General features: G+C 40.3%; 12 protein-coding genes and 1 pseudogene. 10 read left to right on the forward strand and 3 right to left on the reverse strand.

All coding sequences use genetic code 11. From position 1 onward, the window contains the following. Window positions 1-49: 49 nt before the first annotated feature. Complete coding sequence (locus EP1_RS11745) at window positions 50-877, forward strand: LysR substrate-binding domain-containing protein (RefSeq protein WP_067627618.1); 828 nt, start codon at window positions 50-52, stop codon at window positions 875-877. A 143-nt stretch (window positions 878-1,020) separates the two neighbouring features. On the opposite strand, the gene EP1_RS11750 is transcribed toward EP1_RS11745, so the two are convergent. After that, a complete protein-coding gene (locus EP1_RS11750; protein WP_067627621.1) occupies window positions 1,021-2,196 on the reverse strand; it encodes a M28 family metallopeptidase in 1,176 nt (391 codons plus the stop codon). Between the two features lie 215 nt (window positions 2,197-2,411). Here EP1_RS11750 and EP1_RS11755 point away from each other — a divergent pair, with 215 nt between their 5' ends. The 9 genes from EP1_RS11755 (at window position 2,412) to EP1_RS11795 (ending at window position 13,053) form a co-directional block, all read left to right on the forward strand. Continuing rightward, complete coding sequence (locus tag EP1_RS11755; protein WP_067627624.1) at window positions 2,412-3,305, forward strand: AraC family transcriptional regulator; 894 nt, start codon at window positions 2,412-2,414, stop codon at window positions 3,303-3,305. A gap of 198 nt (window positions 3,306-3,503) precedes the next feature. Further along, window positions 3,504-4,076, forward strand: coding sequence for a LemA family protein (locus EP1_RS11760; RefSeq protein ID WP_067627625.1), 573 nt, complete (start codon window positions 3,504-3,506; stop codon window positions 4,074-4,076). Window positions 4,077-4,092: 16 nt separating this feature from the next. Continuing rightward, complete coding sequence (locus EP1_RS11765; RefSeq protein ID WP_067627628.1) at window positions 4,093-5,403, forward strand: TPM domain-containing protein; 1,311 nt, start codon at window positions 4,093-4,095, stop codon at window positions 5,401-5,403. Window positions 5,404-6,328: 925 nt separating this feature from the next. Then, window positions 6,329-8,572: a glucosaminidase domain-containing protein gene (locus EP1_RS11770; protein WP_067627631.1), complete on the forward strand. Its 2,244-nt coding sequence runs from the start codon at window positions 6,329-6,331 to the stop codon at window positions 8,570-8,572. A 16-nt stretch (window positions 8,573-8,588) separates the two neighbouring features. Continuing rightward, window positions 8,589-9,149, forward strand: a complete 561-nt coding sequence (lepB, locus tag EP1_RS11775) for a signal peptidase I (protein WP_067627634.1) — start codon at window positions 8,589-8,591, stop codon at window positions 9,147-9,149. A gap of 84 nt (window positions 9,150-9,233) precedes the next feature. Continuing rightward, entirely contained in the window at window positions 9,234-9,911 is a 678-nt protein-coding gene (locus tag EP1_RS11780; protein ID WP_245630612.1) for an FtsB/FtsL family cell division protein, read from the forward strand. An 18-nt stretch (window positions 9,912-9,929) separates the two neighbouring features. Continuing rightward, window positions 9,930-11,030, forward strand: a complete 1,101-nt coding sequence (locus EP1_RS11785) for a coiled-coil domain-containing protein (protein WP_067627641.1) — start codon at window positions 9,930-9,932, stop codon at window positions 11,028-11,030. 160 nt (window positions 11,031-11,190) lie between these two features. After that, on the forward strand, window positions 11,191-11,511 hold the full coding sequence (locus tag EP1_RS11790) for a DsrE/DsrF/TusD sulfur relay family protein (protein ID WP_067627643.1): 321 nt from the start codon (window positions 11,191-11,193) through the stop codon (window positions 11,509-11,511). A 264-nt stretch (window positions 11,512-11,775) separates the two neighbouring features. Next, window positions 11,776-13,053, forward strand: a complete 1,278-nt coding sequence (locus EP1_RS11795) for an L-lactate MFS transporter (protein WP_067627645.1) — start codon at window positions 11,776-11,778, stop codon at window positions 13,051-13,053. A 47-nt stretch (window positions 13,054-13,100) separates the two neighbouring features. Here EP1_RS11795 and EP1_RS11800 read toward each other — a convergent pair whose 3' ends face one another. Both EP1_RS11800 and EP1_RS13560 read right to left on the reverse strand, forming a co-directional pair. Beyond that, window positions 13,101-14,219, reverse strand: coding sequence for a family 8 glycosyl hydrolase (locus EP1_RS11800; protein WP_067627646.1), 1,119 nt, complete (start codon window positions 14,217-14,219; stop codon window positions 13,101-13,103). Between the two features lie 11 nt (window positions 14,220-14,230). Beyond that, window positions 14,231-14,664, reverse strand: a pseudogene (locus EP1_RS13560) (glycosyltransferase family 2 protein); the annotation flags it as partial.

Here is a 14,664-nt window from a genome sequence, read left to right on the forward strand (position 1 = left end):
TTTCTATTATTATAATTTATTGGTATAATACCTTTAATAGAAAAAACAAATGGAAGTGGTTGCTATTTTTAAGTGGTTGGAAACTTTTAAAACGGTTTATGAAACGAAAAATTTTTCTAAAGCTTCTGAGCTTTTATTTATCTCTCAACCGACCGTATCAGCTCAAATCAAACAACTAGAAAACGAATTGGGCACGCAATTATTTATTCGGAATGGTCGCAAAGAAGTTCTCGTAACTCCGCAAGCGGATATTTTATATGAGCGGGTCGTGGATTTGATGGCCGATTGGGATAGTCTCTATCAAGCAGTTCAAACCAATCAACAGCAAGTTATCCGCTGCGTGATTGGGGCTTCCCATACCTTTGCCAATTATCTTTTACCACAGCTTCTGATAAAGTTGTATCAAAAATTCCCACAAATTCAATTTAGTGTTCAGATGATGAATTCTTTGGAAGTCTTGCAAGCGATAGAACATCATACGGTTGATTTAGGTTTTATCGAAAAACCGTTAGCAGCGACAAATATCACACGGCTGACATTGATGGAAGATCAGCTAGTCTTGGCGGGAGATCAGCAAAAAGGACCGTGGCTTATTCGCGAGAATACATCGGGTGTCTACTATTATACAAAGCGTTTTTTAGAGGAAAATGATGTAGCGAAGCCGATGATAGAAGTTCAAAATAATGCAGTCATCGTAGAATTGTTGAAGCAAGGCTTTGGTTGTTCGTTGGTCTCAGAACGTGCAGCAGGAGGGATCGACCATCAACGACTGGATGACAGCTATAAGCGTAATTTTTATTTGATTCGGCATAAATCCAGTTTTTCAGAAGATATCGAAAAATGCGTCGAGTTTATTTGTGAGTGGAGTAAGCAATAAAGAGGAACGTTTGAATGTGAAAAGAGGTCTAAAAGTAGCTTCTTCGGAAATAAGCCGAAATTTCACAAAAATTTAAGAAGGAATTTCCGGAAATTCCTTCTTATCTCTTGAAGCTGACCACTTTTGTCACAATCTCTAAGCGTTTAACTGAATGATTTAGTCAGCTCAACTAAATATTGAACGGTTTCTTCTAAGCGTTGGAAATCAATGATCGATAGATTATCTTTCGGAGTGTGCATGACTGCTTCCATTAGTAAATAGATTTGTGTGGAAGTGATGGCAGCTGCCGGGATGCCCGCTCCTGCAAACAGCATGTGATCGCCCATCGGCCAAGGCTCGACTTTTTCGACAGTCGGATAAGCTTTGGAAAACGTGTCTAACTGTGCGCTCAATTGTTCGGAACATTCATAAAGAGAGTAGGAGATGGAACTGTTTTGCATTCCGGCACCGTCTACATTAATGGCGAATTCATATTCTTCCGGCTGATTTAACGATTGAGCCATAAAGGTCATTTCTCCTGGCATTGAATAGTAATCTTCACCATTGAACAAAACAAATTCAAGCTGATGATTCAACTTTGTTTCAACCAATTGTTCGGCTAAGGTTAGCAGCGTTGCGACACCTGTTCCGTTATCTAACGCTCCCGGCGTGGTGGGTTTGGTATCGATGTGTGCTGAATAAGCGAGCTTTTTTCCTTTTCCGTAAGTGGCGATCACATTTGCTGCGACAGTAGCTCTGCGTTCAGTGAATAGTCGGAGGGTGGCGTTCTTTTTATTTATTAATGAAGGCAAAAATCTACCCTGCACTGTTCCACATGGAACAGTGAAATCACCATCTTGGATGATTGGCACGGCTACTTCTTCAAGGAAGCTCACTGTAATGACCGCTAACGGTTGTTTTTGCTCCAGTTCACGAATGATTGCTTGGTGTTCTTCGGGATTCCAAAAAACCATACTTTTTGGCATGATTGGTTCTTTACACAAATCACCGTACATCACACAAATCTTATTAGTAAAATCGGCTGCTTGCAGCTCTTGAATCGTTTGTACGCAGATCATTTCTCCACTAACATCACAAGGCATCGCATATTCCGCCGCTTCTACTTCGACTGCTTGACCATCTACAATAAGCTCTGCCCCGTCATTTTGCCAATTCATACACGGGAATTCCTGTAACTGAACATCAAACCCTAAAGACCGAAATTTCTCCGTAGCGTAATCCACCGCGAGTTTATTTCCAGCTGAACCTGTCGCGCGCGGCCCGATTTCCTGACATAATTTTTCCATGTGACCTGCTACACTTTTTTTGATACTTTTCATTTTTTCCACTCCTTCTTTGTTCAGGAAAAATAAGTTCGATTTTCCATCCATATACCTTTTTGATTCAATATTTTTGGATCGATCAGCTTAATAACGTTGGACTGACCTCTTTCTAACTGATAACCTAATTATAGGAGAGGCTGGAAAGCATTTCTTGACCTTCCTTGTGATGCTTTGGTGGATCGAGTATATAGTTACAAAATTGGAGGGAAATTATGGCAAATTTGGATCACGCGGCGGCAGTTACCCGGATGCAGGCGTATATAGAAGAAAACCTAGCTGAGGAGATCACTCTGCATGCGTTAGCGCAGCAAGCGGGTTATTCGCCGTGGCATTGTGCCAAAATGTTTAAAGAATACACGGACAAATCACCTTTTGCATATATTCGTAAATTACGCTTATCGAAGGCGGCTTTGGTTTTGCGAGATGAAAAGCTGCGGGTGATTGATGTAGCCTTGGACTTTGTCTTTGATTCTCACGAAGGATTTACTCGAGCGTTTCGCAAGCAATTTGGCGTCACTCCCAAAAGCTATCAAAAAAAGACACCGCCGATCCCGTTATTTACCCCATATCCTGTCGAAAGCTACTATTTAATGGGAGAAAAACATGATGATTTACCGCCAATATCGAAAAATCTCCATGTACGTCTAATTAACTTTCCAACCCGCAAGCTGATTCTCTTACGAGGGAAGAAAGCAGGTAACTATATCGAATATGCCCGTGAGGTAGGGTGCGATGTATGGGGGATTCTTGCTAGTATCAAAGAAGCGTTGTATGAACCAGTGGGATTGTGGCTGCCTGAAACGATGCGCCCAGCTGGAACATCGAGGTATGCCCAAGGAGTCGAAGTCCCCTTTGATTATCAAGGAATCGTTCCAGAAGGCTTTGAAATGATCGATTTGCCTGCTTGTACGATGCTGCTGTTTCAAGGAGATCCCTATGATGAAGCACGATTTGACGAAGCGATCAATGCAGTGATCGAGCAGATCAATCACTATGATCCTAAGTTAAATAATTGTCAGTGGGCTGAAAATGATGCACCCCGCATCCAATTGGAGCCCCAAGGCTATCGCGGTTATATCGAAGCACGACCAGTCTGTTTTAACTGAAAATCAAAAAAGCTTTCGAACTTCTAAAAAGTTTGAAGGCTTTTTTAATCTCTATATATGAAGGAAAAAATTCAGCGGAACTATTTGTCAACCACTTAACTCAAAAATCAGCCGAAAGTCTGAGGCGCGCCCCTACCCGAATGCTATAATTAGCTCAATCACAGATAACAAATAAATCAGAAAAAGGGTGGGATAAAAATGAAAAGAAGAGGTACCGGTATTATTGTTGGGATTGCCGTGATTGTTCTGGCAATCGGAGTTTATTTGGTGACGACATACAACTCATTGGCTTCAGCAGAAAATGATGTGGATGCAAAATGGTCGCAAGTGGAAAATGTGATGCAACGACGGGCAGATTTGATTCCTAATCTAGTGAATAGTGTTCAAGGTAGCATGAATCACGAGGAAAAAATCGTGAAGGAAATTACGGATGCTAGAAAAGCCTACAACAATGCCCAGACTCCGGCTGAGAAAGATGCAGCAAATAATCAAATTGATCAAAGTTTAGGTACGATGGTAAATGTGATTCAAGAAAATTATCCAACGCTCGCTTCCAATGAAAATGTTAAAACCTTGATGGTACAACTGGAAGGAACGGAGAATCGGATCTCGGTCGAACGGAAAAACTATATCGAAGAAGTCAATAACTACAATCAAAGCTTAGTCCGTTTCCCGAAAAACATGGCGGCGAAAGTGTTAGGCTTTGACAAAAAAACGAACTTTAAAGCTGATGAAAAAGCCAAAGAAGTACCAGATGTCAGCTTCGAATAAGAATGGGTGAGGGAAAATGAAAAGGAAACAGCGTGCTTCAGGGGAACGACTCCAGCAAGAGGTCGTTGAAAATTATCGCAAGTTACGCAAACGTAACGGGGTCTTTTCCTTAATTTTAGTTATCGTGTTGTTGATTAGCGGGTTTGGGCTATTCAATCTTATTACGAGTAATGGGTATGGAGATAAAAAAGTAGCCTATGATCAGCAATTGACGACGTTAAACCAACAACGAGAAGATATTTTGTCTGGTAAAAAAGTCACAGTCAACCAATCCTTCAAAACGACAATGAATGATAATTTGGCTAATTTGAAGGAATATCCTAAAAATGTCAATAATTATGATGTGGCGATCAAAGATACTAATGGACATTTGACGATCAACAAGAACAATATTTTTGTTTCTGATAATGCTAAAATGCTAAGTCAGAAAACGAAGGAAAAAATCTATCAGTTGAACAAGCAATTAGCTGCCAGTACCAATGGTGCACAGTTTGAAGTCGTTACAGTGCCCGAACTACCCAGGGGAGAGGATATCGAATCTTATGCCAATAAGATTTTCAATCAATTGGGTATCGGTGATAAGAATGAAAATAATGGTGTCTTGTACTTGGTTGCCTTAGATGAACGTGAATTTCGTTTGGAAGTTGGCTATGGCTTGGAGGGATTAATTCCTGATGGGAAGGCCGATGATATTATCAGCAATGAGGATGTTGTGGATGCGTTCAAAGATGAAGACTATGATAGAGGGGTCAATCAAGTTCTAGATGAAGTCTTTGCGATTATGAATACGAAGACAGCCTTGGTAGATTCGCAGATCAAAAAGGTGGAGAGTGAACGGACCCAAATGATGTTCTTTCATTGGACAGGCATAGTAGTTTTAGGAGTGCTTCTCTTTGTCAGTTTGATATTCGTAATCAACCTGTTGCGGGCGCGTCTTTTCCTAAAAGAAAGCTACAAAAAGTATCAAGTAGAAACTACTTCACTCACGGGTGAAGAGGAATTACAGCGAACGGTTAAACACACAGAGCTCTACCATATTTTACTAAGCGGTTTGCTGATTGGTCTGTCCGTTGGAGGCGTTAAGCGGGCAATCATTCAAGGAAGATTGCTTAAAAATCCTTCTGCCGAAAAGAAAATGTTTGGCCGGATCTTAATTGGTGACACGCTATATTCTGGTAATGGTGATGTACTGACCACGGCTTATTTGGCCTCAAATTATAATTCTAGTAACTGGTCCGATAATAATAGCGGCTCAGGTGGGGGGTCTTCTTGGGGTTCCTTCGGTGGAGGCTCCTCCGGTGGTGGTGGCGCTTCGGGAGGCTGGTAAGTTCCTCAAATTATAAGAATATTACCGAAAAATTGCGGTAGACTGAAGTGAAAATAAAATCAGCGTGGGGATGGATTTTTTCGTCCTCACGCTGATTTTTTTAGCTTTCCAAGTATGCTTCTTAGAGGAAACGACTATCAAGAGGAGAGATAAGAGCGGAATCTTTGTGGGGAAATTTTATCGGTCGTACGTTCTTCAGTATTTGAGGTGAAAATCAGTCAAAAAGAAATAAATCAAAAATCGAAAAAAAGTATAAAAAAAAGAATTTTTATAACAGATAAATTTAAATAGTTAAATTTCTATGAGGTTTAAGCAACAGCAAAGATGTTGGTGGATATAAATGTTTAAAACCCTTATTTTTATCCAAAAATTAAATTTTATATTGAAAAAATGGCTGAGACATTCCTTAAAGATGCGGGTAAAATGATATGTGTAACCAATGATACGTGAACTCAAGAGATTCTAAAAGAAGGGAATGCGGTAGCGTCCTTTTTGATTGAGAAAGTTCTTATGATGAGGATATAGAATAACATAAAATTTCTAGTGGAGTGTTAACAAAAAATACATAAAAGATCCGGTCATTGTAATTTTACTAATAACAGCATACCGAACCTTAGATGGAGATTTAGGCACAGGTTCTGTTGATTAGCTTCTCTCTGTTCAGCTTACAGAGGAAAAATGCCGCGAATCAATGAAATAGTATAACTTATCAGATGCTACTTTAAATCTTTAGTGGTGAGCGGCGGAGGGATGATTGACATTCATTGTGAAAATATTTGAGTGATGGGTGCATCATTAGCGAAGGATGAATCAAGGATGCGGATTATTAACAGCATCCTTGATTTTTTTTAAAACATTGGTTGCCCCTAGTATTTTTTTCAAAATACTTTATTTGATTCAAAATTAGAAAGAAGGGGAATTATTCATGAAAAAAATCGTTTGGGGAATTTGTGGGGTAGCGGTATTTTGTTGGGGAATAGGAAGTCTACGAAACGGGGCACTAAAAGCAGATGAATTGGTTGAACAATCTGTTGTAGTGGAAACAGCGACGCCAGACTCTTCGGCTGCTCCAGCGGTAGTAGCACCAGCTACACCAACTGAGCCGCAAGCAGAACCACCCGTTGAAACGGCGGATACGCCAGTCGAAACAAATCCGGAGGTCTCAGACGGAACAGCTCCGGATGCAGTATTGGTGGAACAAACACCAACAGAAAATCAGGCACCAGCTGAGTCCGAAGTTGAGGAAATAACTGATGTTAGTGTATCTGACGGGTCAAAGAATGAGCCAGCCGCCAGTGAGACTTCTCAAAGCAAGGAAAGTTCCAGCGAGAGCTCTAGTATTAGTAATTCTGATAATTCAACAAGTCAAAGTTCCAGTACCGCTAGCTCAACTCCTCCTCCAAGCGAGAGTTCGACGACTAGCCAGCCGAGCACATCGGGAAGTATTGGTTCTAGTTCTAGCAGTACCTTTGAAACGACTAACAGTTCTTCTGGGTTTTCACCATCGGAGACTCCTGAGCCATCAAGTTCCACAGAACCATTTACGCCAGCTCCAACACCGATTTTGCCACCTGAGACCCCGGCACCTTCCGTCTCGAATAAAGCTCAAGTACAAACGAGTGAAGTGTTTACTCAAGAAGTACCAGAAGCTTTTTCAGCAACCAGTACGTTGCAATTGCCGAGTGATCTGAAGACTTCGGAAGTTGCTCAATCAGATTTGAAAGGGTACGAGTTACCGTTACTTGCAAGTTTTGAAAATAAAGCTCATGCCGCCTTGATCTATGATGGAATTAAGAAATTGGGTATTGAGCAGGAGCAAGGGTTCAATGTAGAACAACTAGCGGCTAAATTGTACGAAGATCTTTTTGAAATTGAAATTACTGGCACGCCGGAAAAAACGAAGGAAGAGATTGAGATTGGTAGTCTGCTATATCAAAAGAAAAATGATCAGCTTGAAATGGTGGGTATCTATATCGGGAAAGAATACTACTTAACCGTCGATGATGTCGAAGTAGTGGAATCGGCAGAGGGTGAAACAGAAGTGACCAAAGAGGAAGCGACTGAGACAGAACAACTTGCCGCTTCAGCTAAGAAGGAAAAACAATGTCAAGTTGTCTTAGAACCCATGGATCTGGGTGACGAGCTCTTCGTTCAAAGGTTACCGGATGTAACTTTGACAGCTTATGGTCAGACAGTCTTATCTGAGTATCCAGCTTCAATCAGTTTCAGCGAAAATGAAGGCTCTAAAAACTTCATTTCCAAAATCGCCGAGGATGCACGTAAATTAGGACAGGAATATGATGTTTTTGCTTCAGTAATGATCGCGCAGGCTTTATTAGAAAGTGGGTCAGGCAGCAGTAGTTTGTCACTACCGCCAAATCATAATCTTTTTGGAGTAAAAGGGACTTATCAAGGTCAAGCAGTTTCAATGGCAACACAAGAGGATCGGGGGAATGGCGAGCTATACTCCATTAATTCAGCCTTCCGTAAATACCCGAATTATGCGGCTTCTTTGGGAGATTATGTCCAATTGTTGCGGGGGGGGATCTCCGGTAACGCAGGTTATTATCAAAAAACCTGGCGCTCCACAGCTAAAAATTATTTGCGAACCACACATGCATTGACTGGCACCTACGCGACAGATACCTCTTATGGTAAAAAATTAAACTCAATTATCGCAGTTTATAATTTGACGCAATATGATCGGCCAAAAGTCGATCAGTCATCAGGCATCTTCATTAAAGGAAAAGAGGAGATTCCATCAGAATACCGGACTTTGATGCGCTACCCAGATTATAACGGAGTGAACTATAATACTTCCGGTTCTTATCCAGCTGGACAATGTACTTGGTATGCCTTTAATCGAGTGAAACAGTTAGGAAAGAGCGTGGATGATTTTATGGGAAATGGTGGCGAATGGGGGACGAAAGGAAAGGCCTTAGGTTATGAAGTTGGTCGCGAACCGAAAGTAGGCTGGCTAATTTCCTTTACACCAGGTACCGCGGGCTCAGATCCTCGGTATGGGCACGTTGCTTTTGTTGAAGCAGTCCGACCGGAAGGGATCTTAATCTCGGAAGGCAATGTTTATGGCGGCAATATTATTTCTTATCGAGTAATTGACGCGAGCCTGGCAAAATCAAATTTAGTCACCTACATTAAAGCAAAATAAAGGGGTGCCAAGGCTCATGGCGAATAGGCGAAACGAGCAGGCCGAAAATAATCGGAGAAGATTAATTTTAACGCTGGTCTTACTGAGCGTTCTATCGCTAACACTCTTGTTTATTGTGAGAGATCAATTGAAAAAGAATTTTAGTGTTCACTCAATAACAGGAACATCAATGGTTCCTACGTTGACTGAACGAGATCAAGTTTTTGTAAAGAAAAAAACACAAATCCAGCGCTACGATATTATTGCTTTTTCAGTAGATAAGGAAGATGGGATGTTCGTCAAACGTGTGATCGGTATGCCAGGTGACAGCATCCTTGTACAAAATAATCGAATGGTTTTGAATATTGGCGAGCAGGATGATTTTGAAACGACGAATACGTTTCAGTTATCACCGACGACTGCGGATGAATTTCAAACGTTAAATAGGATACCTGAAGATGCTTATTTTGTAATTGGCGATCATGTGGATATCTCTAAAGACAGCCGTTCATTTGGTTTTGTTCATCAAAAAGCAATTGAGGGGACCGTTCAATTTCGTTTTCCAGCGATTCATTTAGCCAAAATCGATAATTATTAATAGAAAAGGGGAAAAGCTTTGATAATCATTAATTGGATTTCTATCGGGCTACTTATTTTAGTGCTTATTGTGGGGCTATTCCGAATGGTTATCGCTGTTCGATTGCAGATGATTAAGCCGCCAAGAAATGCTTCAGCAACTTTTCAGCGAAAGTTGGAATACGTGAAACAAATTCAACAAACGAAACATGTAGCGGCATTGCTATTTATGTTCTTCTGTTTATCTATCGGAGTACTGCTGAGCACCTACAGTTTACTGCAAGTGCAAAATCAGGTATATACCATCCATGAACAAAATAGTGAATTGAGAGATGAAATTCAACTAATGAAAAAAGAGCAAAAAAAATTAATCAATAAAATACCGGTTAAAGCTTATCCTAAAGAAGGACTTGGTTTGAAAGAATATGTTTGGGAAGAGTTGTTTTCTGCTGAGAGTCGTGAAAAACAATATTCACTGGAAAGTGACCTTTCGAATAAGCTCAGCCCATACTTTGGTTTGCCGACGACGCTGATCGTTTTAGACGTTCCTACCCAAACGCTGAATATTGTCTTAGCGGGAGATCTAACAGATGAAGCAAATCGAAAGCAGATTAAAGAGAATATAAAAGCCTTCGCTAAGGAGGCAGAGGGAATCCCGCAACTGTCACAAATTACTTTCCAGTTGAATGTAAGGGATGGAGAAAAACAGAAATTGGATTATAGTTGTACTTTCTCTCGCGAGAATGGAGAAGATCAATTTTCAATGATTCAAGAAGAAGACTAACAGAAAGAAGGGAAAAGAATGGTAGCACAACAAAAAAAGAGTGGCTGGTTTTTTAACAAGAACATTATTGATGAGATCAATTCCGTTCCAGAAGAGAAAGTGGAGAAGGATGTTCAAGTTCAGGAGCAACCACAGACTCAAACCCAAACGAAGCCTGCACCAACATTGAAAATGGTTTCTGACAATACTGTTTCAGACTCGCCAGAAAAACAAGCAGAAGAAATCAAAGAGTTAAAGCGTTTGATTTTTGAAAAGGAACAGGTTTTACAGAAATATAAAAAAGATATGACTGTACAGAATCAACAATTAACCAAAGAAAATGAAAATTATCGCCAATCCGTTTTACGAATGGGTGAAGAAAAGGCTCAAAATAGGCGTCAAATTCAAGATTTAGAAGCGGAAGTTCAACGCGCACGCCAAGAGGTTCAACGACTTAAAGAAAATCAGGAATTAGATAATTTAAACAAGCAATTAGAGCAATTGCAGACTGACAACCAAACACTGCGTGATTCTGTCGCGCATTTAGCCACTGTAGAACAGGAGTTGGAAGAAATTCACGAAGAACATCAAGCGTTGGTCGCTCAGCAGAAAGACGAAGAAGTCCAGCGGCTAGAAAAAATTAATCAGTTGGAAGGTCAGATTGAAGAGCTTCTAACCGAGATCAATGAAAAAGATGAGCAATATTCTCAGTTGGATCAAGTAATTATTGAAAAAGATCAAGCAATTGATCAAATGAGCAAAGAACAGGAAACAACAGAGCTGCAAGAAAAGGAATTAACAGAATTACGGGAAAAAGTTGCCGCACTACAATCAGAAAATGAGCAGTTAAAGGAAGAAGCTCATTCTGCACAGCAGGAAATTGGTGAAGTCTTGATTTCTGCTCGTAAACAAGCCAATCGAATGGTTGAAAAATCGAAGCTCGAGGCATATCGAATTATTGAAGAAGCGAAAAAAGAATTGATAGCAATCAATGATCAAGCCAAAGAAATCTCTGAAGAGGTGGATGAGTCTAGACGGGCCGTCTTATCACTTTATGAAGAAATGCAGACTAGAGTAGAGATCCTTGCGCAAGGAAAAATACAGGAAAGCATAGCTGGTTACGGTGAAACAACAGAATGATTTTCAAAATAGGGGGGAGTATCTGGAATTTATCCAGCTACTTCCCCTTTTTTTGCTGTTAATATCTGTCGCGTAAAAGCAATTGCGGGGATTGTTTCAAAACGGTGAAAACGCTATAATCAAAGTGCGATAGAGGGAAAAAGGGATAGGAGGATGAAAAATGAAACTGGCGATTATTTTGGAAACGAATGAACCTGAGAAAGCGTGGAATGCCTTTCGTTTTGGCGTGGCAGCATTAAAAAAAGAACATCAAGTTAAATTCTTCTTAATGGGAGAAGCGGTGGAGGTTGAAAGTAGTGAAGATGACCAATACGACGTCCCAGCGGAGATGAAAAAGTTAATTGCTGGTGGCGGAGAATTGTTGGCGTGTGGTACTTGTCTAAAATCGAGACAGCTGGAGGAGCAAACAGCCTGTCCAATTTCGACAATGTTCGATTGTGTTGACATGGTGGAGTGGGCCGAGAAGGTCGTTACTTTTTGATGGAATAAATAAAGAAAGTCTCGGCTAGTCCGAGGCTTTTTTGTTAAGATTGGCTAGTTTTGGCTTTAGGAAGGCTATTCTTTCCGCTTATTTTTTAATAAAACGTAATATATTAAGATAATGTGACTATTTAATTGAGTTTGTCTTTTTGAAAGCGTATACTTAAATCTAATGAGCATCTTGAAGTTTTTTTAGGCAAAAATATAACTTTAGTTATTTTTGTGTAGTACTTAAACGGATGCAATCAAACTAGGAGGGAATGAAATGCGCAGAGAAAAAAATAGGTGGTTGATCGCATTATCGGGAGTAGCGATTCACCTATCAATCGGTTCGGCTTACGCGTGGAGTGTATTCAAGGAACCCATCGGAGAGATGACCGGTTGGGACAAATCATCAATCTCTTTTGCATTTAGTTTAGCAATTTTTTGTTTAGGAACATCTGCAGCTTTTATGGGGAGATTTGTAGAGAAATTCGGTCCAAGAAAAACCGGAACAGTCGCATCGATTTTATTCGGTTTAGGTATTATTTCGACCGGTTTTGCAGTAGATAGCCAGTCGCTACCCATGCTGTATCTAACTTATGGTATTATCGGCGGTATCGGTTTAGGGGCGGGGTATGTCACACCAGTATCCACGATGATTCGGTGGTTTCCTGATAGAAAAGGCTTGGCCACAGGTCTTGCTATCATGGGTTTTGGTTTTGCTTCGATGATTACAGGACCGATTGCTCAACAGTTAATGGTGCATGTCGGGGTTGTTAAAACTTTCTACATTTTAGGAGCGGCTTATTTTCTGGTGATGTTTACGGCTTCTCGATATTTGGAAAAACCACCAGTTGACTGGGCTCCCAAAGGTTCCATGGTAGAAAATCAAAAAAATGAAGTGAAATTGCAGTACAGCGGTGTTCAACTGACTGCTAATCAAGCAATTAAAACAAAAACATTTTGGTTATTATGGTTCATGCTCTTTTTAAATATTTCTTGCGGGATCTCTCTTGTTTCGGAGGCTTCTCCGATGGCTCAAGAAATCACCGGTATGACTGCCGGCATGGCAGCTACGATGGTCGGTGTCATGGGTGTTTTCAATGGATGTGGTCGATTGATTTGGGCGTTGATCTCAGATGTTTTAGGACGAAAAAATGTTTTCACGATTCTATTTATAATCGATATCGTTGTATTGCTAGGTTTGTCCGTGGTGAACTCACCGTTACTTTTTGCTGTATTAATTTGTCTATTGATGACTTGCTATGGCGCAGGCTTTTCGATCGTACCGGCATATATCGGCGATGTTTTCGGTTCGAGAGAAGTGGGAGCAATCCATGGCTATATGTTAACCGCTTGGGCGGCAGCTGGAATGTTTGGACCAATCTTTTTAGGTAAGGTCACAGAGATGTTCCATTCGTATACGAATGTTTTACGAATCTTCGCTGTTTTAGTATTGGTTGGGTTTGCGGCTTCGATCATCATTCGTGGATCAATTAAAAGTTTGACGAAATCACATAGCAGTGAAACTGCTACGGAAACAACAATTGAGCGTGCTTAAAAAACTAAAGCGGCTGTGACAATTTTGCTGTCACAGCCGTTTTAGTTTTATTTTTGATTCATTTGTAGCGTGATTAGCGTAGTCAATGTTTCACCATAATAATCACTACCTGAAAGACTTTTTTGTAGAACCCATGATTGCGAATCTACTAAGTTTTCGTAAGCTTCTTTTTTAGTTGCAGCATATAAAATTGGGGCTGAGAAACTTTTAGACTGACTTTGAGATAACGCTTTTCCTGATAAAGTATAGCCCTCGGTTATAGTGTCTTCAGCTAAGAAGAAGTTCATCATTTTGCTCAAGATTTGATTGCTTTCTTGATCATTTGAACTTGCTAATCTCCAAGGAATCCGACATGCGTTAGCACCGTAATTGCCATCATTAGCACCGGCAATATCATTTTTTTTAGCAGATAGGACAGTTCCATCTTTGGCCCACGCAAAATCTGGAATAAGGCCACTTTTGTGTTGCTTGCTTAAAGTAGCTAAAGCCTTTAGTGAATTTTCTTTAAGGGTGAGCCAGAAATGATCGTCACTGAAGGTTGCAAATTTATCGAAATAGCTAGGAACAATGTCGGATGGTCGAATTAAGTTATAAAAATTAGAATCTGGTGTAGCCCAATCACCGACCGTCAATAGTTGATTGTTCGAATTATAATTATGGGTCTTAATGGCTGCGAGTAAGTGTTTAGCTGCAGTTTTATAGTCTGTTTGACTATTGGGCCATTGTTCACTAGCTTCAATTAAAGCGTACGCAATGTCTAAGTCGCCATCGGTTGCATTGGTTGTTTCTTTTTCGACTTTTTGGTCCTCATTGAATGTTTGTCGCCAACTCATCAATGGATTTTTAGCGCTGATTTGGAAATTTTGGTAATAACGATATAAATCATCAAAATCACTTTCTGTGGCCCAACCACGTTTGGCTGCTTCCATAGTGATTAGCATGCCATAGCCATGTCCTTCAGACAATGAAAGATTGATGTTAGCTTGGTTGTTAGTTTTTATGAAGGAGCCTTCATCGCTTTGGGTGACATAAGCAGTTCGCCATTTTTGATAGGTTGTTTTTTCTAGTTTAATTTGATTGTCTCTAATATTAAAGAGTACCCCTGCGATATATACCAAAAATAGTAAAGCTAGCAGGAGCCAGGTGATTATAGGACGTCTGCGCATAAGTTTGCCTCCTAATCGTCAAAACGTTGTGTCTTATACCATTTACTGCTGTCACGTTTAAACAGTTTGTCACCAACATAAGAAAAGAAGGCGACAATTGAAATGCCAATAAACAACATGGAATAGGTAAAATAAGATGCAATAGCATAAAAGAAATTTGCCGTTGTCGCTTGCCCAAATTGACTGGCTAAAGCGAGTTGAATCTGCAGTAAATAAATGGCGAACATTAACGCCCAATTGACTAATAAAAGCGCGCCGATTTGCCGATTACTTCCGCCAAAGGTAAAGAGCATCGTTACCTCAGGAAACCAAATATGGAGAATCGCTGCGAATAGATTTGCGATAAAGATAATATTCGACAAGACAATAGCACTAGTAAACCAAAAGAACGTGTTGAAATAGTAAATACTTTGCAATCGAATACGCCAGTTTGATTTACCGAAGA

It is taken from the genome of Enterococcus pseudoavium NBRC 100491 (assembly GCF_001544295.1).
GTDB lineage: Bacteria > Bacillota > Bacilli > Lactobacillales > Enterococcaceae > Enterococcus_A > Enterococcus_A pseudoavium.

What these genes read in the sequence shown, in the direction of transcription:
- lepB (WP_067627634.1), top strand. Translation starts at nt 8,589, where the DNA reads ATGGCGAATAGGCGAAACGAGCAGGCCGAAAATAATCGGAGAAGATTA.
- EP1_RS11760 (WP_067627625.1), top strand. Translation starts at nt 3,504, where the DNA reads ATGAAAAGAAGAGGTACCGGTATTATTGTTGGGATTGCCGTGATTGTT.
- EP1_RS11795 (WP_067627645.1), top strand. Translation starts at nt 11,776, where the DNA reads ATGCGCAGAGAAAAAAATAGGTGGTTGATCGCATTATCGGGAGTAGCG.
- EP1_RS11785 (WP_067627641.1), top strand. Translation starts at nt 9,930, where the DNA reads ATGGTAGCACAACAAAAAAAGAGTGGCTGGTTTTTTAACAAGAACATT.
- EP1_RS11745 (WP_067627618.1), top strand. Translation starts at nt 50, where the DNA reads ATGGAAGTGGTTGCTATTTTTAAGTGGTTGGAAACTTTTAAAACGGTT.
- EP1_RS11755 (WP_067627624.1), top strand. Translation starts at nt 2,412, where the DNA reads ATGGCAAATTTGGATCACGCGGCGGCAGTTACCCGGATGCAGGCGTAT.
- EP1_RS11780 (WP_245630612.1), top strand. Translation starts at nt 9,234, where the DNA reads ATGGTTATCGCTGTTCGATTGCAGATGATTAAGCCGCCAAGAAATGCT.
- EP1_RS11750 (WP_067627621.1), bottom strand. Translation starts at nt 2,196, where the DNA reads ATGAAAAGTATCAAAAAAAGTGTAGCAGGTCACATGGAAAAATTATGT.
- EP1_RS11800 (WP_067627646.1), bottom strand. Translation starts at nt 14,219, where the DNA reads ATGCGCAGACGTCCTATAATCACCTGGCTCCTGCTAGCTTTACTATTT.
- EP1_RS11790 (WP_067627643.1), top strand. Translation starts at nt 11,191, where the DNA reads ATGAAACTGGCGATTATTTTGGAAACGAATGAACCTGAGAAAGCGTGG.
- EP1_RS11770 (WP_067627631.1), top strand. Translation starts at nt 6,329, where the DNA reads ATGAAAAAAATCGTTTGGGGAATTTGTGGGGTAGCGGTATTTTGTTGG.
- EP1_RS11765 (WP_067627628.1), top strand. Translation starts at nt 4,093, where the DNA reads ATGAAAAGGAAACAGCGTGCTTCAGGGGAACGACTCCAGCAAGAGGTC.